At 68.6% G+C, this 25,430-nt stretch carries 21 protein-coding genes; 12 read left to right on the top strand and 9 right to left on the bottom strand.

From position 1 onward, the window contains the following. Window positions 1-118: 118 nt before the first annotated feature. The 10 genes from HOP12_01320 to HOP12_01275 all read left to right on the top strand — a co-directional run bounded on the left by HOP12_01320 (window position 119) and on the right by HOP12_01275 (window position 12,272). Complete coding sequence (locus tag HOP12_01320) at window positions 119-802, top strand: hypothetical protein (GenBank protein ID NOT32787.1); 684 nt, start codon at window positions 119-121, stop codon at window positions 800-802. A 2-nt stretch (window positions 803-804) separates the two neighbouring features. Further along, the gene (locus tag HOP12_01315) at window positions 805-2,628 is read left to right on the top strand and encodes a HAMP domain-containing protein (protein ID NOT32786.1); all 1,824 of its coding nucleotides are present in this window, start codon (window positions 805-807) and stop codon (window positions 2,626-2,628) included. Next, window positions 2,625-3,818: a hypothetical protein gene (locus HOP12_01310; protein NOT32785.1), complete on the top strand. Its 1,194-nt coding sequence runs from the start codon at window positions 2,625-2,627 to the stop codon at window positions 3,816-3,818. Before HOP12_01315 ends, HOP12_01310 begins: the two co-directional genes overlap by 4 nt. 51 nt (window positions 3,819-3,869) lie before the next feature. Beyond that, window positions 3,870-4,520, top strand: a complete 651-nt coding sequence (pdxH, locus tag HOP12_01305) for a pyridoxamine 5'-phosphate oxidase (protein ID NOT32784.1) — start codon at window positions 3,870-3,872, stop codon at window positions 4,518-4,520. Window positions 4,521-4,527: 7 nt separating this feature from the next. After that, entirely contained in the window at window positions 4,528-5,733 is a 1,206-nt protein-coding gene (locus HOP12_01300; protein ID NOT32783.1) for a serine/threonine-protein phosphatase, read from the top strand. An 88-nt stretch (window positions 5,734-5,821) separates the two neighbouring features. Further along, complete coding sequence (locus HOP12_01295) at window positions 5,822-6,943, top strand: histidine kinase (GenBank protein NOT32782.1); 1,122 nt, start codon at window positions 5,822-5,824, stop codon at window positions 6,941-6,943. Window positions 6,944-6,946: 3 nt separating this feature from the next. Further along, window positions 6,947-7,777: a hypothetical protein gene (locus HOP12_01290; GenBank protein ID NOT32781.1), complete on the top strand. Its 831-nt coding sequence runs from the start codon at window positions 6,947-6,949 to the stop codon at window positions 7,775-7,777. Next, window positions 7,774-9,993, top strand: coding sequence for a TonB-dependent receptor (locus HOP12_01285; GenBank protein NOT32780.1), 2,220 nt, complete (start codon window positions 7,774-7,776; stop codon window positions 9,991-9,993). Before HOP12_01290 ends, HOP12_01285 begins: the two co-directional genes overlap by 4 nt. 44 nt (window positions 9,994-10,037) lie before the next feature. Beyond that, a complete protein-coding gene (locus HOP12_01280; GenBank protein NOT32779.1) occupies window positions 10,038-10,856 on the top strand; it encodes a response regulator transcription factor in 819 nt (272 codons plus the stop codon). 108 nt (window positions 10,857-10,964) lie between these two features. Further along, window positions 10,965-12,272 carry an MFS transporter gene (locus tag HOP12_01275; protein NOT32778.1) on the top strand — a complete coding sequence of 436 codons (1,308 nt, stop codon included), beginning with the start codon at window positions 10,965-10,967 and terminating at the stop codon, window positions 12,270-12,272. A gap of 33 nt (window positions 12,273-12,305) precedes the next feature. On the opposite strand, the gene HOP12_01270 is transcribed toward HOP12_01275, so the two are convergent. The 8 genes from HOP12_01270 to HOP12_01235 all read right to left on the bottom strand — a co-directional run bounded on the left by HOP12_01270 (window position 12,306) and on the right by HOP12_01235 (window position 22,160). After that, window positions 12,306-14,879 (bottom strand): T9SS type A sorting domain-containing protein, encoded by a 2,574-nt coding sequence (locus HOP12_01270; protein ID NOT32777.1) that lies wholly within the window; start codon window positions 14,877-14,879, stop codon window positions 12,306-12,308. Window positions 14,880-15,073: 194 nt separating this feature from the next. After that, window positions 15,074-16,207, bottom strand: a complete 1,134-nt coding sequence (locus HOP12_01265; GenBank protein NOT32776.1) for a SpoIIE family protein phosphatase — start codon at window positions 16,205-16,207, stop codon at window positions 15,074-15,076. A 2-nt stretch (window positions 16,208-16,209) separates the two neighbouring features. Further along, window positions 16,210-17,892, bottom strand: coding sequence for a hypothetical protein (locus HOP12_01260; GenBank protein NOT32775.1), 1,683 nt, complete (start codon window positions 17,890-17,892; stop codon window positions 16,210-16,212). Next, complete coding sequence (gene fdhD, locus HOP12_01255) at window positions 17,889-18,701, bottom strand: formate dehydrogenase accessory sulfurtransferase FdhD (GenBank protein NOT32774.1); 813 nt, start codon at window positions 18,699-18,701, stop codon at window positions 17,889-17,891. The genes HOP12_01260 and fdhD overlap by 4 nt, the downstream gene beginning before the upstream one ends. Window positions 18,702-18,709: 8 nt before the next feature. Continuing rightward, window positions 18,710-19,495 (bottom strand): FAD-dependent thymidylate synthase, encoded by a 786-nt coding sequence (gene thyX, locus HOP12_01250; protein ID NOT32773.1) that lies wholly within the window; start codon window positions 19,493-19,495, stop codon window positions 18,710-18,712. A gap of 263 nt (window positions 19,496-19,758) precedes the next feature. Then, complete coding sequence (locus tag HOP12_01245; GenBank protein ID NOT32772.1) at window positions 19,759-19,983, bottom strand: hypothetical protein; 225 nt, start codon at window positions 19,981-19,983, stop codon at window positions 19,759-19,761. Between the two features lie 287 nt (window positions 19,984-20,270). Next, window positions 20,271-21,446, bottom strand: a complete 1,176-nt coding sequence (locus HOP12_01240; protein ID NOT32771.1) for an aminotransferase class V-fold PLP-dependent enzyme — start codon at window positions 21,444-21,446, stop codon at window positions 20,271-20,273. A gap of 111 nt (window positions 21,447-21,557) precedes the next feature. Then, complete coding sequence (locus HOP12_01235; GenBank protein ID NOT32770.1) at window positions 21,558-22,160, bottom strand: hypothetical protein; 603 nt, start codon at window positions 22,158-22,160, stop codon at window positions 21,558-21,560. Window positions 22,161-22,187: 27 nt separating this feature from the next. Between HOP12_01235 and HOP12_01230 the strand changes: the two genes are divergently transcribed. Then, complete coding sequence (locus HOP12_01230; protein ID NOT32769.1) at window positions 22,188-22,352, top strand: hypothetical protein; 165 nt, start codon at window positions 22,188-22,190, stop codon at window positions 22,350-22,352. A gap of 348 nt (window positions 22,353-22,700) precedes the next feature. Here HOP12_01230 and HOP12_01225 read toward each other — a convergent pair whose 3' ends face one another. Further along, window positions 22,701-23,249, bottom strand: coding sequence for an LOG family protein (locus tag HOP12_01225; GenBank protein ID NOT32768.1), 549 nt, complete (start codon window positions 23,247-23,249; stop codon window positions 22,701-22,703). Between the two features lie 78 nt (window positions 23,250-23,327). Here HOP12_01225 and HOP12_01220 point away from each other — a divergent pair. Then, window positions 23,328-25,430 (top strand): tetratricopeptide repeat protein (locus tag HOP12_01220; protein ID NOT32767.1); only part of this gene is annotated, 2,103 nt, incomplete at its 3' end.

Genomic DNA, 25,430 nt, shown 5'->3' with positions numbered 1-25,430 from the left:
CCCCGGCGCCCCAGTCCCGACCCATCGGGGGGCGGGCGCGGTCGACGCGACGAGTGAAGGCTGGCGGACGGGTGGTCGATAACCCCGGCAGTCCTTCTCCGACCCGGAAGCACCGACGATGACCCGACGCCGTTTCGACCATGGAGGGTGGAGCGCTGCGATCGCCGTGCTGGCGATCGCATGGTCGAGCGTGCCCGCGCATGCCGCGGTGCTTTCGGGCTTCGTGCACACGCCGAACGACGGTGGTTCCGCCCGGTCGACGGCGAATGCCTACGCGGGTCGTGCGAACTCGCTGCCGGGCCGCCACGAAACGCGGGTCGGAGCGGTGACCGACGCCGTCATCTACTTCGAGGAGACACCCGCCGGCACGCTTCCCGAGAACTCCGATCGAGGTCGCACCCTGGCGCAGCGCGATCAGGCATTCGTGCCGCGGGTGCTCGCGATCCCGGTCGGCGCCGCGGTCGACTTTCCGAACATGGACCCGATCTTCCACAACGTCTTCAGCGTCTCGCCGGCCTGCCACTTCGATCTCGGCAAGTACCCCAAGGGCCGCTCGCGGCAAGTGACGTTTCGCAAGGCCGGAGTCGTGAACGTGTATTGCGACATCCACAGCTCGATGGCGGCGTGGATCGTGGTGGTCGCGCATCCCTGGTTCACGCGGCCGGCTGCCGATGGCTCATTCGCGCTGCCCGACGTGCCACCCGGAAGCTATCGGGTGGTCGCGTGGCATCCCGATCTCCCGACCGTGACCCGCGAAGTGACGATTCCCGCGGGTGGGGCCACGGTCGAGTTGAGGTTCTGATCATGAAGCTGCGCGTCCGCTGGAAGATCCTGCTCGCGACCACCGCGCCGCTGGTGGCGCTGGCGGTCGGCGGGCTGATCGTGGTGGATCGCAACATCGCCCGGCGAGTGCACGAGAGCCTGCGTGACGATCTGCGTCGCGCGGCAGCGGTGTTCGAGACCCTGCTCTCGGCGCGCAGCGACCGGCTCGCGGTCACGGCGCGCGTGATCGTCGCCGATCCGCGCTTCTTCTCGACGCTCACGCTGCCCGGCACGGCCGCGGACCCTCAGCTGCGCGCGACCGTCAGCGGCGTGGCGAGCGAGTTCGGAACCATCACCGGCCCCGACCTGTTCGAAGTCTTCAACGCCGAGGGCGAGCTGCTCGCTTCCGTCGGCCCCGACTTCTCGAGCCGCAGCGGACGCTCCGAACACGTTCGCAGCGCGCTTGAGGGGCGTGCGGTGACCGGAGTGCTGATCGATCCGCAGGCGCACTACCAGGTCGCCGTCACTCCGGTGTACGTCGGTGGTCGGGTCGTGGGGTCGCTGCTGCTCGGCGACCGTATCGGGCGCGAGCTGGCCGAGGAGTTGCGCTCGCTGACCCGCAGTGAGGTGAGCTTCTTCTCGGGCTCGCTGTCGACCGGGAGCACGCTCGAGAATGCCGAGGAACGCCAGCTCGTTCTGTCCTCGCTGCAGGCCGAGTCGGTCGGCGGAGGGGCCCAGTCGCGCAGCGGCACCGTGACCGAGGTACGCGCCGGCCGGCATGTGTTCCTGACCCTGGCGCGCGAACTGCCCGACGCGGTACCCGGCAGTGGCCAGCTCTACGTACTGCAACGTGCGCTCGATACCGAGACGACCTGGCTGCGCGAAATGCAGACGCACCTGGTCGAACTCGGACTGCTGGCGATCCTGCTGTCGCTGATCGCCGGCTACTTCATCGCGGAGCGCATCACGGCTCCACTGCTGCGGCTGGTGCGTGGCGCCGAGGAGATGGAGCGCGGTAACTACGACTTTCCGCTCGCGGGGAGCGACAGCGACGAGGTGGGCTACCTGACGGCGCGCTTCGTCGAGATGCGGCAGCGCCTGCGCAGCTACGTGCGCAGCCTCGAATCCGTGGCGCGACTCAAGACCGAGTTCATCAGCGTGGCCTCGCACGAGCTTCGCACCCCGATCAGCGTGGTCAACGCCTATCAGGAGCTGCTCGCCACCGGCCAGCTCGGCCCTGTCACCTCGCAACAGCAGACCGCCGTCGACGCGATCGGCCGCGCGGTCAAGACGCTCACCCGCACGGCCGAAAATGCGACTCGCATGGCGCAGATCGAGAGCGCGCGCCTGGAACTCGAATACGCCGACGAGGACGCGATCGCGCTGCTCGAGCGCGCCGCCTCCGAGGTGCGAGCGACGGCGCCGGACCGCCGCGTCAGCATCGAGATCCAACCGCTCGGCGATCCGGGACGCATCCAGGTCGATGGTGCGCGGTTCGCGCACGCGATCTCACAGTTGATTTCGAACGGCGTGCGCTTCACCCCCGATGGCGGCAGCGTGACGCTCACGGCGCGGCGCGAAGCCGAGTGGCTCGAGCTCGAGGTCCGCGACACCGGCAATGGCATGAGCGAGGAGCGCATCGCGCAGCTCGCCGACCGATCGGTGGTGGTCCACGACGCCTCGCACCATCACTCGTCGGGCGCGCTCGAGTTCAATTCCGCCGGACTCGGACTGGGCCTCGCGATCGCACGCGGCATCGTCGAACACCATCGCGGGACGCTGACGCTGGCGAGTCGACTCGGCCACGGAACCGTCGTGACGCTTCGCATCCCGGTCGCCCTGATGCAATTGAAGGAGGCGGCATGACGCTCCGGGCTCCGAACCACCGGGTGCTCGCGGCGACCGCCGTCGTGGCGTGTGCGATCAGCCTGACGTCGGCGGCCACCGCTCACTCCGCCGAGATCCATGTTCACGGTCTCGCCGATTTCGCATATGCCGCAGGTGGCGAGGCGATCCGCGACAACTGGCTCAATCAGAGCGACTCGTCATTCGACCCTTACCGGGTCCGCCTGTTCTTTGACGGCGATGCGGGGAGCGGCGTCGAGGTGTTCCTGCAGCTGATGTTCGCCGAGGTGAACAATCCGCGCGTGTATGGCGCCTACGCGCGCTGGACACCCAAGCCCGAGCTGGATCTCCACCTGATGGCCGGAGTCGTGCCGTGGACGATCGGCACCTTCGCGCCGCGCACCTACTCGGACGAGAACCCGCTGATGGGCACGCCGTTGATGTACTTCTACCACTCGTCGCTGCGCTCGGATGCGGTGCCGGCCACGCGTGATGCGCTGCTCGCGGCGCGTGGCACCGGGCAGGTGGGCCCCAACTACGGTACCGGCGTAGGCTCCAAGGGCATGCCGTTTGTCTACGACCGCTGCTGGGACTACGGGGTCGTCGTCCAGGGCAGCCGCCGCCCGTTCGAGTATTCGATCGGAGTGCAGCAGGGCACTCCTTCCACGCAGTCGCTCGACACCGACACGAACGACGGCAAGAGCGTGGTCGGGCGTCTCGGGCTCGCCCCGATTCCGGAACTGCGAGTCGGAGTGTCGGGCGCCTACGGTTCGTATCTCGCCAATGCGATCGAGCCGTCGCTCGCTCCCGGCACCGACGTCGACGACTTCAATCAGGTACTGACCATGGCGGATCTCGAGTTCATGTCGGGCCCGCTCGAACTGAGGGCCGAGGGATTCCAGAATCGTTTCGAGACCCCGACGATCGGGAACCTCGATGCGACCGGCGGCTACGGCGAGGCCCGAATCACGGTGCGTGCCGGGCTCCACGCGGCGGTTCGCTACGACGTGCTGCGCTTCGACGAGATCCAGGGCAGCTCCGGCCCCGCGCTCCCGTGGGACTGCGACCGCGAACGCCTCGAGGTCGGGCTCGGCTGGCGCCCGGCGGTTCAGCTGATGCTCAAGGGCGTCTATCAGCGCAACACCTGGAGCACCGTGAACGGTGATCGCGACAACGACCTGATCGGAACGCAGCTCTCGATTCGATTCTGATCGCGGGAGGCGACTGGCGAAAGCGCGTCCGATTCTCCATTCTCGCGCGCCATGGACCCGCTCCCCAAGGCGCCGCCTGACGCCGAACGCCATGCGCGCGCTCGCGCGCTCGATCCCGCGACTCTGCCCGCCGATCCGCTCGCTGCGTTTCGTTCGTGGTTCGAGGATGCAGGCCGCGTCACGCCCGAGGATCCGAATGCGATGGCGCTCGCGACCGCGGATGCGAGCGGTCGCCCCTCGGTCCGCATGGTGCTCATGAAGGCGTTCGATGCGAGCGGCTTTCAGTTCTTCAGCAACTACGAAAGCCGCAAGGCGGACGAGCTGGCGACCAATCCATGCGCGGCGCTGCTGTTTCACTGGCCACCCATGCATCGTCAGGTTCGGATCGAAGGTGCGGTCGAGCGCACCGATGCCGCGACCTCGCGTGCCTACTTCCTATCGCGGCCGGTCGGCAGCCGGTTGTCCGCGATCGCTTCGCCCCAGAGTCGCGTGATCGCCGATCGCGCCTCGCTCGAGCAGCGATTGCGCGAACTCGTGGCCGACCCGGCGCACCCCGAGCGCGAATGCCCGGCGCACTGGGGCGGCTATCGCCTGGTGCCCGACACATTCGAGTTCTGGCAGGCCGGGAACCATCGGCTGCACGACCGCGTGCGCTATCGGCGCGAAGCGGGCGGCTGGATGCGCGAGCGGCTGGCGCCGTGAGCCCGCGATGAGCCCTAAGTCGAGCGGCCCCGAGCCGCTTTCCAGCACACTTTTGCGCCAGCTGTGGCTGGTGCCGGTGTCCGCGATTCCATTCGCGCTGTTCTTCGGCACCGTCTACGGCAGCAGCTGGAGCGGCTACGTGCGCTCCTACCAGGCCTCGCTGGTGTTCTCGGCGGTGATCGCGGTCGCCGTGATGGCCTCCGAACGCGCGCTGGTTCCGCAGCTCCAGCGGCGTTTCGGCGGTGCCAGAGGACTTCCGCTGTGGGCCGGCATCGCCGTGCGGCTCGGCACCTCGATCGGGGCCGCGATGATCGGCGCCATGATCGTCAACTCGACGGTGATGCCGGGGCTGATGGGCAGCATGCGTGGCCTGCTGGTGATCGCGATGTACTCGATCCTGTTCAGCGTGCTGGTGATCGGCGCCGTCTATGCCTGGGTGTTCTATCACCAGTCACTCGACAAGGCGCGTTCCGAGCAGGAGCTCGAGATGGCGCGCCGGATTCAGCGCTCGTTCCTGATCAGCCAGTTCCCCGACAGCCCGCGCTTCGAGATTCACGCCTACAACCGCAGCTCGCGCGAGGTGAGCGGCGATTTCTACGACGTGGTGCCGTCGGGCGCGACGGGATTGCTGCTCGCGGTCGCCGATGTCGCGGGCAAGGGCGTACCCGCGGCACTTCTGACCTCCATGCTTCAGGCCTCGGTGCGCACCCAGGCGGCGGGTGCGGCGCCGGTGTCGGAGATCCTCGAGATCGTGAACGGCGTCGCGCATCGAAGCACCAGCGTGCATCAGTTCGCGACCTTCTTCCTCGCGCGCCTCGACGAGCAGAAACTCACGCTCGAGTACTGCAACGCCGGCCACAATCCGCCGCTGCTGTGGCGCTCGAACGGTGAGTGCCGAACGCTCGACTGCGGCGGCACCGTGGTCGGCATCCTCCCCGAGGTGCGTTACGCGCAGGAGACGCTCGCGCTGGGCCCCGGCGATCGGCTGCTCATCTACTCGGACGGCCTCACCGAGGCCGAGGCGCCGGACGGTGAACAGTATGGCGAGGAGCGGCTGACGGCCTTCCTGGGTGCGTTGCCGTCCGCGCTGAGTGCTCGCGAACTACTCGAGCGGGTGTTGAAGGACCTCGATCGCCACCTCGCCGACCGCGAAGCCGGCGATGACGTGACGCTGCTGACGCTGCGGGTGCTGGACCCCGATCCGCGCGGTTAGTCGCCCGGCGCAACCGTTCATCGGCCGGCGCCGACCTTTCATCCGGTCGGGCCTTCTGCTGCGACCACGCCCCACCGATGATCCCTCCATGAAACTCCGCACGTCGACTCTCGGAACCCGCCCGCCCACGCGCCACCGCGGCCGGGCGCTGGTGCGCATCGTGTGGCAACAACCACTCTGGGCCCTGCCGTTCGCGATATTCTTCGGGATCCTGTTCGGGAACAACGGACGGTCCTACCTCCGCTCGTATCAGATCGCCCTGGTGTTCGCGTACTCGATCGGCCTCGGGCTGTGGGCGCTCGAAACCTGGGTCATGCCGCACCTGAGCCCCGCGCGCTACCAGGGCGGACGCACGCCGCTGTGGATTCAAGCCGGTCTCTACGGGGGCACCGCCGTCGCATCCGCACTGCTGGCCGCCGTGATCGTCAACGCCAGCGTGCTGCCCGGCTTTCTGGAGACGCCGCGCGACCTGCTCATCAGTCTGATGTACTCGCTCACCTTCACCACGCTGTTCACGGGGATCATCTACGCACGCATCTTCTACGCACAGGCGATCGCGCGTGCCGAGGCGGTCCAGCGCATGCGCGCCGATCTCGCGTCGGCCGAGTTGCGCGCACTGCGGGCTCAGGTCCACCCGCACTTCCTGTTCAACACGCTCAATACCATTGCCGCGCTGGTTCGCAGCGATCCGGAGGCGGCCGAGGACACCACCACGCGGCTCGCCGACCTGTTTCGCTACACGCTGCGCGCCTCCGAGCGCGAGGCCTCGTCGCTCGCCGACGAGCTGTCGTTCGTGCGCAACTACCTCGAGATCGAACGCGCCCGCTTCGGCGAACGCCTGCGCGTCGTCGAGCAAGTGGATCCGGCGCTGCTCGAGACCACGCTGCCGTCACTGCTGTTACAGCCGCTGGTCGAGAACGCGGTCCGCCACGGCGTCGCCCAGCTCGCCGACGGCGGCACGGTGACGATCACCGCGCGACTTGACGGCGAATGCATGCGCATCACCATCGCCGACGACGGCCCCGGCATACGCCCGGGAGCGGCCCCGCTCGGCGAAGGCTTCGGGCTCCACTCGGTGCGCGAACGCATGCTGACCGCGGGGCCGCCGCACGCGATCGAAATCGAATCCGCACCCGATCGCGGCACGCGCATCCACCTGACGCTGCCGATCGCATCGGCACCTGCCGTTCACCCGCAACCGAAAGGCTGACCCATGTCGACTCGTCACGTTTCAATCGTCACTGCGGGTGCGCTTGCGCTGCTCGCCCTCCTGAGCCCTGTGACTCCCGCGAGGGCCGCGAGCGCGGACTCGCTGGCGACGCTACGCGGCCGCCTTCAGGCCGCGGTCAATGCGGCACGTACCGATCAGGTCCTCGCGGTGAGGCAGGACTTTCAATCGCTGGCGGCCGCGACCCCCGAAGACGCGCGGCTCTCGTACTGGAGCGCGCTCTCGGCATGGCGCGCGATCGGCTTCATGCGAGACGACAAGCAACGCCGGGTCTCGGAGGACTTGCTCGAGTCCGCGCTCGTCGAGGTCGATCGTGCGATCGAGAAAGAACCCGGCTTCGCCGAGAACCATGCGCTCAAGTCCGCATTGCTCGGCTTCAAGATCCAGTTCGGCGGCATGGCGCTCGGCATGACGCTGGGACCCGAGATGGCGCGGCTCGAGGAGCGCGCCGAGACGCTTGCGCCCGCCAATCCACGCGTGCTGCTGCTGCGCGGCATGATGACGCTCCATCGGCCGGCGTTCATCGGCGGCGGCGCCAAGAAGGCACTGCCGATCCTGGAGCAGGCGATCGCGGCGTTCGAAGCCGCGTCGGCGACCGACGCGCGCACCGCCGACTGGGGACGTGACGACGCACACGTCTGGGCCGGCAACGCGGCGCGCAAGCTCGACGATCCGGCGCGGGCGATCGCCTTCTACGAGCGCGCGCTGGTCGTCAACCCCGAGATGGGCTGGGCGCGCAAGCTGCTCGACGAAACGCGCAAGTCGAGCACGGCGAAGGGCTCGGCGGGCGGCAAGCGCGGAGGTCGGACGTCGTGAGCCCGCACGCCTTGGACTTGTCGCGGCGGCTATTGCTGGTCGCGTGCCTGTTCATCGCTCCCGGTGTCGCGAGTGCGGCGACCCTGCGCGGCCGCGTGGTCGACCGCGCCGGACGCGCGATCGAATTCGCGAACGTCCAGGTTCCGGCACTCAAGCGCGGCGCGGTCACCGACACCGAGGGACGCTTCACGCTCGAGCTGCCTGATGGCCCGCAAGTGCTCGAGGTCTCGCAGATCGGTTACCAGCGCGTGCGCCTGAATGTCGCGGCGTCGGTCGGGACTGCCGATCTGAGAGTGGTTCTCGCCGAGGAGCCGGTGCCGGTCGCCGAGGTCACCGTCGCCGCCTCGTCGTTCGGCAAAGCCGGCAAGAGCGAAGGCGCGGTGCTGCGCCGCATCGACGTGTTGACCACACCGGGTGGTGCCGCGGACGTGTTCCAGGCCTTGCGCGCGTTGCCGGGCATCAACGCGCCCAACGAAGGCGCCGCGGTCTACGTGCGCGGCGGCGACCCCAGCGAGACGCTGATCCGCGTGGACTCCGGCGAGCTGGGTCACCCCTACCACTACGAGGGGGCCTCGGGCGGGCTGTTCTCGACCATCGACAGCTACATGATCAAGAGCGCGTTCTTCTCGAGCGGTGGATTCAGCTCGAAATACGGCGGGGCGCTGTCGGGCGTTCTCGACGTGGAGACCCAGGACCCGCTCGATCTGCGCACGGTCTCGCTGGGCGCCAATCTCGCGGGCATGAGCGCTTCGTCCTCGTGGGCCCTGGTGCCCGGCAAGCTGTCGTTGATCGGCAGCGTGAGTCGCTCCTTCCCGGAACTGCTGTTCCGGCTCTACGGCAGCGTCAGCGAGTACGAGGCCGCGCCCTCGAGCGCGAATCTGTTCTCCCGATTGCTGTGGCGCCCGAGCGCTGCGAGCCGGCTGTCACTCTCGTACCTCGATTCCGGAGACGACGTGGCACTCCATGCCGAGGCGCTCAACGCGCGCGAGCTCTACGTCGAGCACGCGCGCAATCACACCGTGGCGCTCAACGGCAGCGCGCTGATCGGCAAGCAGCTCGCGCTGCGTGGCCAGATGTCGGGGCAGTACTACCGCTCGCGCTGGAGCTTTGGAACACTCGGCGCCTCGACCACCGAACGCAACGGGCAGGCGAACCTCGACGCCGTGTGGTCGGCGAGTCCCCGACACGAAGTCTCGTTCGGCGCCAATCTGCGCCGGCCCGCGACCGAGATCCGCGGTTCGTTCGCGGCCGACAGCACCGACATCGTCAGCGGCGCTCCTTCGCGGCAGCACGACACCGACGTCACGCTCATGAATCCCGGCCTCTACCTCGAAGACAAGGTGCGGGTATGGGGCCCGGTCTACGCCACGCTCGGCGGTCGTTTCGACTATGCCTCGGAGCCCGGCGTATGGACCGCGGATCCGCGCGGTGCTGTCGCGTGGCGCATCGACGACCACCAGACCGCGCGCGTGGCGGCGGGCCGCTACCACCAGCTCGCCGATCCACGCACGCTCGATCCGGTGTACGGCAATCCCGACCTCGAGCCACTGCGCGCCGACCACGTGATCGCCGGCTACGAGTGGAAGTCAGAGTTCGGCAATCTGCGCGTCGAGGGTTATCGCAAGGACTATCGCGGGCTCCTGACGACGGATTCCACCCGCTTCTTCGCGAACGACGGCCACGGGTTTGCACGCGGCGTCGACGTGTTCCTCCAGGGCACCTATCGCTGGCTGTCCGGCTGGGTCTCGTACGGCTATCTCGACAGCCGCCGCCGCGAGGGCGATGCAGGTGAACGAGTGCCGTCGCCCTACGGAGTCGCCCACTCGATCACACTGGTCGGCCAGTATCACCTCAACTCCGCGACCACGCTCGGGTTCCGATACAGCGCCTCGAGCGGGCGGCCCTACACGCCGGTAGTCGGACGGTTCTACGACCCGGGCCGCGAGGTGTGGCACCCGGTCGAGGGGGCGCGCCAATCCGCGAACATGCCCGACTATCACCGGCTCGACGTTCGCTACTCGCGACTGTTCTCGATGCCGGCCTGGGCGGCGCTGCCGCAGAGCGGGCCGTGCGTGGTGTACGTCGAGGGGTTGAACGTGCTCGCAATCGACAACACCCTCGAGTACGTGTACAACAGCGACTATTCGCGACGCTATGAGCGCGATTCGTACTTCAGCCGCCGGCTGCTGGTGGCCGGCTTCTCGCTGACCTGGTAGCCGCACGCCATGGCGGTGTTTCGGACTCTGGGGTGCTCGCTTCCATGCCTCGAATCCTGCGCGTCCTGATCGTCGACGACGAAGCCCCTGCGCGCGCCCGCGCGCGGCGGCTGCTCGAGGCGCTGCCCGACCTCGAAATCGTGGGCGAGGCCGGCTCGGCCGCGGAAGCGCGCGAACGCATCGCCGCACTCACCCCGGACCTGCTGCTGCTCGACATCCAGATGCCGGGCGAGGACGGCTTCGAGCTTCTGCGCACACTGGCCGAGCGGCCGGCGGTGATCTTCGCAACCGCGTTCGACCACTACGCGGTGCAGGCATTCGAAGAGCGCGCGATCGACTATCTGCTCAAGCCGTTTCGTGCCGAGCGGCTCGCCGAAGCGCTCGATCGCGTGCGCGCCGCACGGGCGGGTCCCGAGTCGCTCGACGCGCGCATGCGCGAGCTGCTCGACGCGCTGGCCGCGGAGCGTTCGCACACGCGCACCTCGGCGACGCCAACGACGACCGCCGCGACCTCCGAGCTGGCGCCGCTCGAGCGACTGACCGTCCGGGTCGGCGTGCGCCAGCGCATCCTGCGAGCCGAGGAGATTCTGTGGTTCGGCGCCGAGGACAAGCTGGTGTTCGTGGCGATCGAGGGCGATCGATTCTGGATCAACTTCACGCTCGACCAGCTCGAAGCCCGCCTCGATGCGCGCCGCTTCCTGCGCGTTCACCGCGGCGCGATCGTCAACCTGGATCACGCGCTCGAGCTGCGCCCGGCGTTCGCGGGTACCTGGCGCCTGACGCTCCGGGATACCGCCCGCACCGAGGTTCCGGTGAGTCGCACCCGCGCCCGTCCGCTGCGCGAGCGCCTCGGCGCCCGCTAGGAGCACCCGCCCCGCCGGTCGGGGCGCGCTTGACCGGCCCGGCGGCGCGGGTTACAAGCCTCGTCGTCGACTCGAGCCCTCACTGCTCCACTCCATGAGGACCCTGCCATGGCTGCGACCGCGCCCCTGAAACACTCGCCCCAGTTCTCGCAGCGTCGCACCCAGAACTGGCTCGCGCTCGGCTTCACTTACGCCGCGATGTACATGGCGCGCTACAACTTTCCGCTCGCCAACAAGGCGCTGTCGGACGCCTATGGATTCTCGAAGACGCAGGTCGGCACGATCATCACGATCAGCACGCTGATCTACGGCCTCTCCGCGATCTTCAACGGGCCGATCGCGGACCGGCTGGGTGGGCGCAAGGCGATGCTGATCGGCGCCGGCGGTGCGTTCTTCTTCAATCTGGTGTTCGGCTTCGGCGCCTATCTCGGCGTGGTCGGCACCCCCGCCGTGATGCTCGCCTACTTCTCGGCGGTGTGGGCGCTCAACATGTACTTCCAGAGTTACAGCGCGCTGGCTCTCATCAAGGTGAACTCGGGCTGGTTCCACGTCAGCGAGCGCGGCGTGTTCTCGGCGATCTTCGGCTCGATGATCCAGAGCGGCCGCTTCCTGGTGTTCCTGTTGCTCGGCTTGCCGATGATCGCGCTGCTGCCCTGGCAGTGGAAGTTCTTCATTCCGTCGGTGGTGGTCGCGGTCATGTGGTTCGTCACCTGGCGCGTGGTGCAGGATTCGCCCAAAGACGCGGGGCTCGGGGAGTTCGATCCCGAGGATGCGAGCAGCGGCGACACCGAGGCGATTACATTCAGCTATGTCGCGCGCAAGGTGTTCACCAATCCGATCGCGATCACGATCGCGATCGCGGAGTTCTGCACCGGACTGGTGCGCAAGGGCTTCGAGGAGTGGTTCCCGCGCTACATGCAGGAAGTGCAGCACCTCGAGCTTTCGAATCCGATTTTCCAGCGCAACGCGCTGGCGATCGTCGGCGCCGGCATCGCGGGCGCGTTCATCGCGGGCTACGCCTCCGACAAGGTGTTCGGCCATCGCCGCGCGCCGGTCGCGTTCATCGGCTACGCGATCCAGGTGGTGTGCCTGTTCGTGGTGTGGAAAGCACCCGGCGTCAACGCGGTGGTGATCGCCTTCATGCTCAACTCACTGGCGATCTCGATGGTGCACTCGATGCTCTCCGGCACCGCCTCGATGGACTTCGGCGGCAAGCGCGCCGCCGCCACCGCCGCCGGATTGTTCGACGGCATGCAGTACGTGGGTGGCTCGGTGATGGGTGTCGGGATGGGCTGGCTGCTCGACCACTACGGCTGGAGCGTGTGGGGACCGAGCATGATGGGCTTCTCGGCGATCGGCGGCATCCTGATGCTCACGCTGTGGAACGCGCGGCCACGCAAGAGCGGCGGTCACTAGGTAACACCGGGCGCGGCGCGAGGCCGCGCACGGTCAACGGGTGAGCACCAGCCGGGTGCTCGATTCGCTCCCGTTCGCGAGCTTGAGCCGCGCGAAGTAGAGCCCCGACGGCAGGCTCCGTCCGTCGCGATCACGGCCGTCCCACGCCACCGCGGCGAGGCCGGCGGGCCACTCGCCGTCGCGCGGACGCGCGACTTCGCGACCTCGCAGATCGAAGATGCGAAGGCTGCCGCGCGTCGGACTCGCGACTTCGAATCGCAGCACCACGCGATCGGCGAACGGGTTGGGCCGGCTCGAACGCCACGCGACCTGACCCGGCGCGACCCCGGGTGCACCTCCGAGGTCCCAGCGTGCGATCCGCTTCGAGCTCTTGCCGCCCGCGATCATGAAGTAGCCACCGACGAACAGATCGCCGTCGTATTCGGCCAGCGTGGAAACCTGCGGCGACACGTAGTAGTCGTCGGGGAGGATGCCGGTGCCGAGACCGCGCCAGGACTGACCGTCGAATCGAGCGATCTGATCGGTCGCCTGACCGTCGATGAACCACATTCCTGTCGCGTAGAGCGCACCGTCACTCCACCGCAGATCCGAAACCGAGGGGCTCGGGGCTCCCGGAACCGCATGCCACTCCTGGCCGTCCCACCTCGCGATGCCGGGGGAATCGAGACCGCCGGCGTGAAGGAACATTCCCGCGGCGTAGAGATCGTTCCCGTGTACTTCGAGCGCCAGCACCGTGCCGTCGAGGCCGGCTCCGAGCGGCGACCACGCGCTGCCGTTCCAGCTCGCGATGTTCGCGAGCGGAGCGCCGTCGAAGTCGCCGAAGTCACCGGCCGCGATCACCCGATCGCCGTAACTCGCGAGCGCTCGGATCTCGGGTGCCGGTCCGATGCTGATGCGAGCGTTCATCGGAGTCCACGATTGCCCATTCCATTTCGCGACCCCGCTGGCCAGGAGATGATTCACGTTGCCAAAGTCGCCGCCCACGATCAGGTCGCTCCCGTGCTCGAGCAGTGCGAACACGCGTCGGTCCGGACCGTTCGCGATCGGGAGCCACGCCTCGCCATCCCAGCGGGTGACGGCCCCGGTCCACGGTGGATTGGTGTAGAGGCCCATGAGCCCCCCCGCGATCAGCTCGCCGCGATAGATGCCCAGCACCTCCGTCGCACCGTTGATCTCGACGGTTCCGAGCGGACTCCATCGGGTGCCGTCCCACTGCAGCGCCAGTGGACGATGGAGGTCCTCGAGGAGCGGTCCGCCGGTCATGAGCGCTCCGGCGGCAACCAGCCGCCCGTCAAACGCGAGCAGCGCGCGAACATTCGACGTGCCGGTGAGCCCGCTCGCGCCAGACCGTGGGGCGGGACGCAGTTCCGACCAGTGGGCGCCATCCCACTGCGCGCTGAATCGAACTGGGGTTCCCTGACCGTCGACGGTAAAGCTGCCGCCGACGCTCAGTCTGCCATTCATCGACGCAAGCGTCGCCGCGCTCCCGTAAAGTCCCGGGCCGTAGCTCACGAACTGCGAGCCGTTCCACAACAACACCGATTGCGAGAGCCCGCCAGCAATCGCGATCCCGCCCGCATCCGGCACGATCGCGAAGATCAGAGCACCGAACTCGGGCACCAGGCCGTGCCACTGCGCGGCGGTCCGGTACGCGAGGCCATCGCACGCCACCCCATCGACGGACTTGAACAGCCCTCCCACCCAGGTGTCGGAGCCGAGCTTCGCCACCGTGGTCGCGAGCGGCGCGAAGCGGTCGCCATCGGCACGGCCGAGCGTGTCCCACCCCACAGTGTTCCAGCGCATCAGGATCGGCACGTCGAACTCTGCGGATGCCCCCAACTGTCCTGCCACCAGCAGGGTCGCGCCGTCACTCTCGAAGTCCCAGACGAAGCCTTCGGGAGCACCGGCGATCGTCTCCCAGCCGGCACCGGCATTGCGAATCAGATTCGCGCGGGTGCCGTTCTGGAGTTCGAAGACGCCGCCGGCGTACACGGCGCCGTTCCACCCGAACAGTGTCGATACATAAGCGCCGGCGAGGTTCTCGGACCGATCGGTCCACGCCGCGCCGTTCCATCTGGCAATCAGGATCCCGCCGGTGGTGTCGTCAGCGGCCCCGACGTACAGATCGTCACCGACTGTCGCGAGTGCGCCGGGATACGGAATCGCGCCGACACCGAATCTCGACCAGGTCGTGCCGTCCCAAAATGCCAACCCATTGCAGCGAACGCCACCCGCGATTCGAAAGTACCCGCTCGCCGCGAGCCCCCCACGGTAACTCGCGAGATCGCGAATCGGCCCGTCGAGGTCGACGTCGGCGAATTCTCCGGACCAGCGCACGTCGTCGGTCGGGCTGCCGGGGATGTAGAGAGGCTCGCCCAGCCCGGCGCGAGGCGGCGCTGCTTCCGGTGAGGAAGCGAGTCCGTCCGCGCGCGAGCGCAAACTCGCGCGACTCACGACCTCCGCGCGGTGTCGTTGCAAACGCTCGACCGCGAGCCGAAACGCGGGCGAGGTCTCATGGGCCGCGGCGGCTCGCGGCCGCGCCACGGCGCGTGGTGGCGACACGGCAGCGACGATCGCGAGGTGAACCATCAAGATCGCCGAAATCATCGCGCGACTCGCAGCGCGACCCACTCGAAGCGGGTGCCACATCACGATCGATCCGTCCTGACGGGGGACACCGGTTGACTCGAGCATCGAACCGCCGCGCCCAGCGAAGCGTGGCTCGAAGCGTAGCCCCCACCCGCGATCGGGTCCAGCGTCGACTCGAGACGATTCGCCGCGTGGAACCCCCGGGAACCCCGCTACTTGAGCCCCACCGCGACGATCGTCAGGTCGTCCTCGGGCGGGCGGCCGGCCTGGAACTCACGCAGCGCCTCGCGCAGGTGCGTCACGACTTGTGGCGCGCGCTCGATCGGGAGCTTCGCGAACGAGCGCTCGATCCCCTCGAAGTCGTACCACTCTTCGGTCTCCGAGCGTCGTGCTTCCATGAGTCCGTCGGTGAACGCCATCAGAACGTCGCCGGCCTGCACCTCGAGGATCTTCTGCTCGAAGTGGATCATGTCGAACGCGGGATGCAGCACATCGCTCGAAACCACGAGCGGCTCCAGCTCCCCGCTGCGACGCTTGAGCAGCGGTGGCGGGTGGCCGGCGGTGCAGATGTACTCGATCAGCCCGGCCTGCGCATCGATGCGGGCGCAGAACGCGGTGAGGAAGCGATCGTCGGGGAACAGCTTCACCGCCTCGAAGACGCGTTGCATGGCGGTGGCCGGCGCATAGCGATCGGGGGCCGCGGCGTGGAACGCCTGCTTCACCATGCCGGTCAGCATCGCCGCCGCGGCTCCCTTACCCGCGACGTCGCTGACCAGCAGTGCGAGCACGCTGCCGCCCAGTTCGGCGTAGTCGAAGAAGTCACCGCCCAGCTCGAGTGACGGCTCGTACAGCGCGGCGAGTTCATAGCGATCGCGCTCGAGTGTGGCCGCCGGCAGCATGCTGGCCTGAAAGCGGCGCGCCGCTTCGAGCTCGGCGGCGAGCCGCGAGGCGTGCGCCGCGCGCTCTCGGTTGAGGCGCCGGATCTCGAGGCACCGTGCCACCAGCGCGAGCAGCACGTCGCGGTGAAACGGTTTCTGAATGAAGTAGAACGCGCGTTCGCGCACCGCGCGGGCGAGCCGTGCGTCGATGTCGGAGGCGCTGCCCGTCATCAGGATCACATCGAGATCGGGGTCGGCGGTCTTGAGCTCTCCCATCAACGTGAAACCGTCCATGCCCGGCATGCGAATGTCGAGAATCGCCAGATCGAAGCGCTCGCGCTCGCACGCGGCCAGAGCACCCGCGGCACCCGCCACCGCCTCGAGGTCGTTCGACGCCTCGAGCACGCGCTCGACGGCGCGGCGGTGCGCGGCGTCGTCATCAACGACCAGAATGCGGGGGCGCGCCACGCCTAGGCCTCGACCGCGGCGCTGGCGGGTGCCAGCCGAACGATCACGCGCGTGCCCTTGCCCACTTCGCTCTCGATCGAGAGCTCCCCCCCGACGCCCGACACGATCGAACGGCAGGTCGGAAGTCCGAGCCCGGTGCCGTTCTCCTTCGTGGTCACGAACGGCTGATCGACCTCGGCGAGCAGCTCCGCCGGAATCCCGCGACCGGTGTCGACCACGTCGAGCCGCACGCCGTCGGACTCGCGACGCGTCGCGATCGTCAGGCGACCGCCGCGCGGCATCGCCTCGAGCGCGTTGGTGGCGAGGTTCAGGACCAGCTGCTCCATCTCGCCGAGCGCACCGCGCACGTCGGGGATCGTCTCCTCGACCTCGAGCACCAGCACCACTCCCGCGCGCCTCAACGGCCCGTCGAGCAGATCGCAGGCATTTCGAATCGCGCGCCGAACGTCGCAGCTCCCGGTGTGGGTCGAGGCCCCGCGCGCCGAGCGAAGCATGCCGGTGAAGATCCGCTGACAGACCTCGAGCGAGCGCTCGATCTGTTCGAGATCGGTGCGCAGCGTCACCGGGTCGAGCCGGCCGTCATCGAGATCCGCGTGAATCTGCTGCACCAGCGGCACCACCGCGCCGAGCGCGTTGTTGACGTCGTGCGCCACGCCGCGCGCCAGGTGCGCGAACACCGCGCGCCGTTCGACATCCACCACCTTGCGCCGAATGCTCTCGGTGGCGCGGGCGCGTTGCAGGGCGACCGACATCGCGGGCACGAACCGCCTCACGATCTCGAGCTCGTGAGCACCGAACCAGCCGGGCCGCCGGGCGCCGAGTTGCAGCACGCCCACCCCGTCGGCACGCGAACCGAGCACTGCGATCAGCATGGCACCCATGGTCGGAGCATCGGCGGCCTCGGGGCCGTGCGGGATCGGATCGAGCAGGGTGGCGAGCGCCGCCGCGCCGTCGCTGGTCCATTCGCGCCACGCGCCGTCGAGCCGATCGACGCCATGAATCATGCCCTCCCCGAGCAGACGCTCCAGATCCGGCGACGGATTCGAAGTCGCGCCGATGCGCGGGCTCTTCATCTTCTTGCGCCACGCGATCTGTTCGGCCACCAGTTCGAGCCGGCGAGTGCTCGCGTCCATCACGTACAGCGATGCCGAGTGGTCGTAGCGGGTGAGCTGATGCAGACCGTCGAGCACCTGGTAGTAGAGGTCCTTGGGGTCGAGGTCGCGAAGGATCTTCGTGTCGATGCGCTCGCGCACCTCGGACAGCCGGTCGCGGTCGGCGCGCTGAAGCCGCGCGCTCAGCTCCGCCACCAGCCGCATCAGGTCGTGCCGCTGTTGAGTGCTGAAGGTGTCGTTGTCGCGCCGCACCGCGAGCAGGCCCCAGTCGCGGCCGCGCCGCTCGATCCGCGAGGTCATGAGTCCGAGCGGAGCGCGCACGTCGTCCTCCCCGAGCAGTCCGTCGAGCTGCGGCAGGTCCCAGTTCGCATCGAGCGGTTGAGAGACCCGCAGCCGGGTGCCGAAGTCCTCGCCGGTGCGGCTCACCACGCAGGTCGCATCGGCGCCGAGCAGCAGGTGCGCCGCGCGCACGAATGCGCGCACGATCTTGTCGGGATCGCCGGTGTCGCGCAGCAGCGCGCCGACCTGCACCAGCACCTGGAATACGTCGGGCTCGTGAGGTTCGGGGTTCACACGATCCTCCCGACGCCCGAGTAGACATTGAAGCGCGCGTCGCGCATGAAGCCGATCAGCGTGAGCCCGGCGGCTTCGGCCAGTTCGATCGCGAGCGAAGACGGCGCCCCGACCGCAGCCAGCACCGCCAGCCGCGCGCGCGCGGCCTTGAGCACGATCTCCGCACCGGCGCGCCCGCTCACCCACAGCAGCTCGCTACGATCCTCCGCATCGAGTCGCCACCCGATCACCTTGTCCACCGCGTTGTGGCGCCCCACGTCTTCACGCACCACGCGCGGCTCGAGCGCCTCGTCGCACAGCACCGCCGCGTGCAGGCCTCCGGTCTGCGCGAACGCCAGTTGCCGCTCGCGCAACCGCGCAGGCAGCGCCAGCAGAGGCGCAACCGCGAAGCGCGAGGTCATCGCCAGCGGCGCGAGCCCTGCCCGTAGCGCATCCAGGTGGGCACGGCCGCACAGTCCGCACGCGGCGGTCGCGGAGAAGTGGCGTTCGAGGCGCGTCCAGTCGAATCGAACCTCGGGCGCGAGTGCCAGATCGATGACGTCGGGTGCATCCGCGCAATCGGAGGGCGTCTCTCGAGACGAGCGCACCTGATGGCGGTTCGTGATCAGTCCCTCGCCCGCCAGGAATCCGAGCGCCAGTTCGAGATCGTGCCCCGGCGTGCGCAGCGTGACCGCCAGGTCCCGGCCCTCGATCCGGATCGACAGCGGCCGCTCGACTGCGACCGAGTCTTCGAGAGTTGAGCACCCGCTCGCGCTCACCCGCACGATCGAACGCTTGAGGGTCGCCGCCGACGGCGCCGGCTCGCCCATCCGATCCCTCAGACTTTCGGGTGCTCGGTGCGGGTCGCCAGCGTTCCGTCGCCGAGCGGCACCAGCGTGTAGTCCGCGAAGATGTTCGGCGCCTCGACCTGCATGAGCTTGAGCACCTCGACTGCGACCTTGCGAATCTCGACGTCGGCGTGCTCGCTCCCGCGCAGTTCGATGAAGTGACGCAGCGCGCGCGCGTTGCCGGTCATGAAGATCTTGGTCTCGGTCGCGTTCGGCAGCACCGACCGCGCCGCCTGGCGTGCGAGCTTGCGGCGCAACGTGGCGTCGGGGATGTCGGTGAACCTGGCCTGAAGGCCATCGACCAGCTGGTCGTAGGCCATGCGCGCGGCCTCGACGGCCTCGCTCCACACCGCTCTCAGCGCGGGATCGGCCGCGATCGGATCGGGGATCACGAACGCCGAATCCGACTCGTTGACGTAACGCTGCGACAGCTGCGAGTACGAGAAATGGCGATGGCGGATCAACTCGTGCGTGAACGATCGCGATACACCGGTGATCATGAAGCTCCACACCCCGTGCTCGAGCACCGAACCATGGCCGACTTCGACGATGTGGCCGATGAACTCCGCATTGGTTCGGCGGCCCTTGCCGTAGCTCATGTAGCACACGCGCCCTGCCATCTCGGCGAGCGCCTCGGCGCCGACTTCGGTGTCGGTCTTCCAGCTCACTTCGTGGTCGGCGAGAAACTCGTCGATCGCGTCCGTGTCGAGCGTCTGGCGTCCGACCAGGTAGACGCTTGGCTCCTGGATCGTGCGCAGCGGTCGGCGCGAGGTCATCGTGGCGGCGTCCATGCGTGAGGGCTCCGTCATGCGAGAGGTTGCGAGGGGGCACGCGCCGTCGCACGAGTCATCGCGCGGCCTCGTGCGAGCACGAGTGAGGCGTGCGGGTACTTCGATGCCGTCCGGAATCTACCAGAGGTCGAGGCGTGAGCGGAGCGGGATTCGCGACGCGGCCGGGTGCGGCGGCAACTCCCCGGTCCGCAACGCGAAACGCCCCGCACGGGGCGGGGCGTCGGCGCGAACTCGAATGCTGCGTCGCGTCAGGCCGCCATCGGCCACGCGTCGCGAGGGTGCTTGCCGTTTGGCGAGGTCTGGCGCGCGAGCTCCGCGGAGATCGCGTCGAACAACGACATCGTCATCGCGTCCTCGAGGTCCTCACGCATCAGCGCGAGCCGCGCATCGCGCAGCTCCTCGAGCGGCAATTCTTCGATCGGCACCTGGGTTCCGTCGATGCGAGCCCAGGTCACTGCATAACGGCTCTTCATGAGTCCTCCCTGACACCGCGCCTCTAAAGGCCCCGGAAGCAGATCGCGCCGGTCGGCCGGGCAGCGGCTCACACTGGAAGGGAGCAAGTGGCCTGCCGTGACCGGGCGCCCGAGTGGCGAATTCGCTCGGCCATGTACTTCACTGTGCAGCAACGTGTTGGCACTGACACTTCGGGCACAGCCCGAGACGGTTCGGGCGGGGTGGCGCTCAGGGTCGCCACGCGGCGACCAGCCCTGAGCCGCCCCGTCTCGATCCGCGGGCTCTGAGACGTGGCCGGCGATGCACCTCAGCCGGCCCCTCGCACCTCATCGCGCACCTGCCGCATCACCTGGTCCACCTCAGCGTCTCGGGTGTAGAAGTGCGGCGCGAGGCGCAAGCCCACTCCAGGTCGAAAGTCGAGCAGCACGTCACGCGCGAGCAACGCGGCGCATGCACGAGCAGCTCCGGGTACGTCGAGCACCACGGTCCCGCCGCGCGCGGCGGCGTCGCGTGGCGAGCTGACCCGCATACCGAACTCGTCCGCCCACGCGATCATGCGCGCAGTCTGGCGAAGCGACTTGGCGCGAATCGTCGTCACGCCCGCACTCGCCACCAACTCGTATCCGGGACGCGCCGCGAGGTAGGACGGAATCGATGGGGTACCCGTCCAGAAGCGCCTCGCCCCCGCGTGCCGCCGCATCGGACCCGAGTCGAAGTCGAACGGATTCTCATGCGCCATCCAACCCGTGACCGCCGGACTCAGTCCTGCGGCGACGCGCGGGGCGACATACAGATAGCCGGCCCCGGGTCCTCCGCACAGCCACTTGACCGAGCCGCCGGTCAGCGCATCCACACCGAGTGCCGAGACGTCGACCGGAACGGTGCCGACCGACTGGTACGCGTCGATCAGCGTCAGCGCGCCCGCGGCGTGCGCTCGCGCCGTGATCGGCGCCAGATCCAGCACCTGCGCCGTGCGGAACATGACATGGGAGATCGCCACGACCGCGGTGCGCTCGTCGATCGCCTCGACCAGGTCCTCGACCTGCACGTGGCGGCCCTCACGCGCCGACACCCGCACCACTTCCACTCCGCGACGCGCCAGCCCCTCGTACAGGTACAGCATCGACGGAAAGTCTTCGGCGCCGCACACCAGTCGATTGCGCGGCGGTGCGAAGTCGAGCGCCGAGAGGAACAGCGCCTGCGCTTCGGACACGTTGCCGTGCATCGAGACGCTGCCGACCGGCGCATTCAAGATCCCGGCGAGCAGATCGCCGATCCGGGTCGGCAGCTCGAACCACTCTTCTTCCCAGGCGCGGATGCTGCGCTCTCGCCAGGTGCGCGCATAGCCCGCGAGCGACTCTTCGACGCCTCGTGGCATGGCCCCGAGCGAATGGGAGATGAAGTGCAGCGTGTGCTCGAGGGTCGGGAACTGCTCCCGGTGTGTCAGAAGCGGATCAGTCGAGGTGTCGAGCGCGGGTTTCATGGCGTGATTCTGCCACACTCGGGCGCGCAGGCGGTTTAGGCCGCCTGCGACTCGCTCGCTCCGAAGTCGGGCGATGCCGCATCGAGCACCTCCCGCACCCGGCGTGCCAGCTCAGCGAGTGTAAATGGCTTCTGCAGGAACTCGGGCTGCGGACCGGTCGTGCCCGGCATGAGCAGCGCGTCGCCTGCGAATCCGGACATCAGCAACAGTCGAGCCGAGGGGTGGATCGCCGCCACCCGCTGCGACAGCACGCGGCCATTCATTCCGGGCATCACGACATCGTTGGGCAGCAGATCGAGCGGACCGTCGAATCCAAGCAGGATCTCGAGGGCCGCACTGCCGGCCGGCGCCCCTCGGCAGCTGGAGCTTGACCGGACGGCTCTCGATCGCCCTGGGGACGCCATCGGCGCGCGGAAGATAGAGGCGAAAGCTCGAGCCGCAATCGGGCGAGCTTCGCACCACGACCTGCCCTCCGGTCTGCTTCACGATGCCGTAGACGGTCGAGAGCCCGAGCCCGGTGCCTTTGCCGGTCGCTTTCGTGGTGAAGAACGGCTCGAAGATGCGACTGCGCACCTCCTCGTTCATCCCGATTCCGGTGTCGGCGACTGTCACCACGACGTCGTGCCCGTAGCGCAGCGAAGGCTCGGGTGGGCGTTGGTCGACTTTGAGCTCAATGTTCGACACTTCGATGCGCAGCGATCCGCCGTCGGGCATCGCATCGCGGGCGTTGAGGCAAGGTTCATGAAGACCTGCTCCATCTGGCTCAGGTCCGCCTTCACGTGTCCGAACTCCTGGTCGCGGCTGAAGGCTGAGCCCGACGAACTCGGTGACGTCCTCGACCCGGTGAATGATGAACTCGAGCCGCCCTATCGATCGAGCACCGGCGCGTTGATGGGGCTCCAGTAGCGCTCCTCGAAGCCACCCCCTCGGAGTCCGGGCGCTGGATGTCGTACTTCTGCACCGCCATCGACTCGGCCGCGCGCGTCCGAATCGCACGACCCATCCAGGCCTTCAGGTTGCTCACCCCGGTCGCTGACGAGTCGTCCGGGTTGTCCGGGAGTACGTCGAACAGCTGTCGGCCGATGATCTGGGTCCGACGCGTCTTGGTGGCGGCCAGGTAGGCTCGCTCGCCGCCACGATCCGCAGATTGGGAGTCAGCACCCGATAGAGCCCGGGTTCGGACTCGAACAGCACCTGGAGGTCCGGGCCCGGCTAGGGCCTCGGTCGAACGTGGCCGGAGTTGAGAGTCGGCGGCTAGACTTCCCGGGAGCCCAACGCGAGGCGGGCCGCCTCGGCCGGCGTATCGGCCACCATGAGGTGCCGGAAGAGCTCTGCCAGCACCAGATCCGGCTCCCGGTGCGCGTCGATCCAGGCGTGCCAGTGGCGGCCCATGAGCACCAGCGGAGCCGGTGGGCGGCCGCCGGCGGCGAGCAGATTCCACGTCAGCATGAGTTCCGCCAGGGTGCCGACGCTTCCGGTCGCAACCACGAACCCGTCGGCTCGAGTGATCAGGTGTTCGAGGCGTTCGAACAGCGTTCGCGTGTGCACGCGCTCGGTGACCCAGCGATTGGCCGGGCCCCGCTTCTCGAACAGCTCGACGGTCACGCCCACGACCTGTCCGCCCGCCTCGTGGGCGCCGCGCGAGCACGCTTCCATCACTCCCGAGTATCCGCCCGTCATCACATCGGCACCCGCGGTCGCCAGCTCGCGTCCGAGCTCGTAGGCGACGCGATACGCCGGGTCGGACTCGCGCGCGGTACTGGAGCCGAACACGGCGATCTGCGGACGGGGTGAGGTGCGCATGGCGCCGATCCTGCCACGGATGCGCGCGAGCGGCTACCGCGCTATCGTGCGCCCGTGACTCGAGAGGACCTCACACCCGTGCGCGTGATCGCCGACGCCTCGCGACTCGGCGAAGGCACGGCCGTGCGATTCTCCGTGACGATCGACGGGGTTTCGCGCGATGCATTCGCCGTCCGCTGGAAGGGCGAAGCCTACGCGTACGTCAACACCTGCCGGCATCAGTCGCTGCCGCTCGACTTCGGTGACTCGCATTTCTTCGACGAGACTTACGACGCGCTGGTGTGCTGTCACCACGGGGCCCGCTACCGCCCCGACAGCGGCGAGTGCTTCGAAGGTCCGTGTCGAGGCGCGCGACTCACCCGGCTGGTGATCGAGTCGCGAGGCGCGGAACTGTGGTGCGCGGGCGTGATTCGAACCTTCGCGGGCCTTGCGCTCGCAGCGCTCATGCTGTTCGGCGCGAACGTCGCGTTGGCCGCCTCGGATCGCTGGCAGCGCTATGCGCCGTTGCTCGCGACCGCCGACAGCCTCCAGCGGGTGGGCGCGTCCCGGGCCGGTTTCGCGTTGCTCGACTCGATGCTGGTGCTCGCCTCTCAGCGTGAGAGTGCCGACCTGCGGGTCGTCGCGATGCTGGGGCGCGCCGTCGCCCATCTGAACACGCAAAGGATCGACGAAGCCGAGCGCGAGGTGCGCTCGGTGCTTCCGGATCTGCGGCACTCACGCGACGCCGTCGGGCTCTCGCGTGCGACCCGCTATCTCGCGCGAGCCGCCGAGCTGCGCGGCCGTGCCACGGAGGCGCGCAGCGGCTACGAGCGAGCGCTCGGCTACGCGCGCTCGGCGCGCCAGCCCGCCGAGCAGAGCTGGGCGCTCCTCGGCCTCGCCTCGATCGCCCGGGGCAGCGGCCGCTATGCCGAGTCGGCGCGACTGAGCCGGCAGGCGGTCGCGATCGCCGACCTTGCCATGGACGGGCGCGGGCAGTTGTTCACGCGCATCGCGCTCGCGCGATCCGTCAGAGCGCTGGGCGAGATCGACGAAGCTCGCGAGCTCTACGCCGACGCGCTCGCTCGTGCCAGCGCGCGTCGGGATCGCATGTCTGTTGCCGAAGTGTCGTCGAACGTCGGCGCGCTCGAACACGCGAACGGCGACCCCTCCAAGGCCGCGAGTCACTACCGGACGGCGCTGATCGCGTATCGCGAGCTCGGAATGACTTCGGCGACGCTCACCCCGATTTACAACCTCGCGCTCGTGTACGTGAACCTCGGCCGCTACGACGAAGCCGACTCGGTCCTTCTGCAAGTGCTCCCCGACGCGATGCGGCTCAACAGCCTCGAGCCGCGGGCGCTCATCTTGAGCGAGCTCGGGGTGGTTCGTCGCGAACGCGGGCGGCTGCGCGAGGCGGCCGCGTTCGGTCGCCGGGCGATCGCGCTCTCGGACTCGATCTCGGGTGAGGGCGCGGCCCGCATCACCGCCCCGCTTGTCGCCACGCTGGTTCGACTCGACCAGCCGGATTCGGCGGTCGCGTTGCTCGATGCCCAGGTCGAGCGGCTCCGCGGGCGTGTCGCATCGACGATTCTGCTCGACCTCGAAGTGAGCCGAGCGATGCTGCAACACCGGCTCGGGCGGCCGCGCGCGGCCCTGCCCGCGCTCCGCAACGCCGCGCTCTCGTGGCGGGAGCCCCCGCTGGGCATCCAAGGGGCGGACCGACTGACGCAACTCACGCGGCTTGCGAGTTGTTATCGCCAGCTCGGCGATGCGGACTCCGCGCGGCTGTGGTTCGATCGCGCCGCGCAGGTGTGGGAGCGCTGGCGGAGTTCGACGAACAACGAACTGTGGCTGCAGGTCTTCGACGACTTCTCGGGCCGGTTCACGTGCGAATACCTCGCCGCGCTGTTGACGCCGCGACCCGGACTCGACTCGGACGCGCGGGTGCGCGCCGCATTCGACGGCGTGCAGCGATTCCGGGCACGCACCGTGTCCGAGCGGCTCGGAGCGCGCCCGAGCGCGGGTACCCGCGAGGCACGCCTCGCAACCGCCACCCAGCTGCAGCAGCGCGTCCTCAAGCCCGGCGAACTCCTGCTCGACCTCTACACCTCCCCCGACACCACCATCGTGCTCGCGCTGACCACGAGTGAGGCGCGGGCGTACGGCGTTCCGACCGGCACCTCGCTCGCGCCTCACTCGTGG

The sequence above is a fragment of the Candidatus Eisenbacteria bacterium genome (assembly GCA_013140805.1).
Taxonomy (GTDB): domain Bacteria; phylum Eisenbacteria; class RBG-16-71-46; order RBG-16-71-46; family RBG-16-71-46; genus JABFRW01.
This window is presented reverse-complemented; position numbering and strand designations above follow the sequence as displayed.

What these genes read in the sequence shown, in the direction of transcription:
- HOP12_01225 (NOT32768.1), bottom strand. Translation starts at nt 23,249, where the DNA reads ATGCGCACCTCACCCCGTCCGCAGATCGCCGTGTTCGGCTCCAGTACC.
- fdhD (NOT32774.1), bottom strand. Translation starts at nt 18,701, where the DNA reads ATGGGCGAGCCGGCGCCGTCGGCGGCGACCCTCAAGCGTTCGATCGTG.
- HOP12_01270 (NOT32777.1), bottom strand. Translation starts at nt 14,879, where the DNA reads ATGATTTCGGCGATCTTGATGGTTCACCTCGCGATCGTCGCTGCCGTG.
- pdxH (NOT32784.1), top strand. Translation starts at nt 3,870, where the DNA reads ATGGACCCGCTCCCCAAGGCGCCGCCTGACGCCGAACGCCATGCGCGC.
- HOP12_01275 (NOT32778.1), top strand. Translation starts at nt 10,965, where the DNA reads ATGGCTGCGACCGCGCCCCTGAAACACTCGCCCCAGTTCTCGCAGCGT.
- HOP12_01280 (NOT32779.1), top strand. Translation starts at nt 10,038, where the DNA reads ATGCCTCGAATCCTGCGCGTCCTGATCGTCGACGACGAAGCCCCTGCG.
- HOP12_01230 (NOT32769.1), top strand. Translation starts at nt 22,188, where the DNA reads ATGAAGACCTGCTCCATCTGGCTCAGGTCCGCCTTCACGTGTCCGAAC.
- thyX (NOT32773.1), bottom strand. Translation starts at nt 19,495, where the DNA reads ATGACCTCGCGCCGACCGCTGCGCACGATCCAGGAGCCAAGCGTCTAC.
- HOP12_01245 (NOT32772.1), bottom strand. Translation starts at nt 19,983, where the DNA reads ATGAAGAGCCGTTATGCAGTGACCTGGGCTCGCATCGACGGAACCCAG.
- HOP12_01290 (NOT32781.1), top strand. Translation starts at nt 6,947, where the DNA reads ATGTCGACTCGTCACGTTTCAATCGTCACTGCGGGTGCGCTTGCGCTG.
- HOP12_01235 (NOT32770.1), bottom strand. Translation starts at nt 22,160, where the DNA reads ATGCCCGACGGCGGATCGCTGCGCATCGAAGTGTCGAACATTGAGCTC.
- HOP12_01300 (NOT32783.1), top strand. Translation starts at nt 4,528, where the DNA reads ATGAGCCCTAAGTCGAGCGGCCCCGAGCCGCTTTCCAGCACACTTTTG.
- HOP12_01315 (NOT32786.1), top strand. Translation starts at nt 805, where the DNA reads ATGAAGCTGCGCGTCCGCTGGAAGATCCTGCTCGCGACCACCGCGCCG.
- HOP12_01295 (NOT32782.1), top strand. Translation starts at nt 5,822, where the DNA reads ATGAAACTCCGCACGTCGACTCTCGGAACCCGCCCGCCCACGCGCCAC.
- HOP12_01310 (NOT32785.1), top strand. Translation starts at nt 2,625, where the DNA reads ATGACGCTCCGGGCTCCGAACCACCGGGTGCTCGCGGCGACCGCCGTC.
- HOP12_01320 (NOT32787.1), top strand. Translation starts at nt 119, where the DNA reads ATGACCCGACGCCGTTTCGACCATGGAGGGTGGAGCGCTGCGATCGCC.
- HOP12_01240 (NOT32771.1), bottom strand. Translation starts at nt 21,446, where the DNA reads ATGAAACCCGCGCTCGACACCTCGACTGATCCGCTTCTGACACACCGG.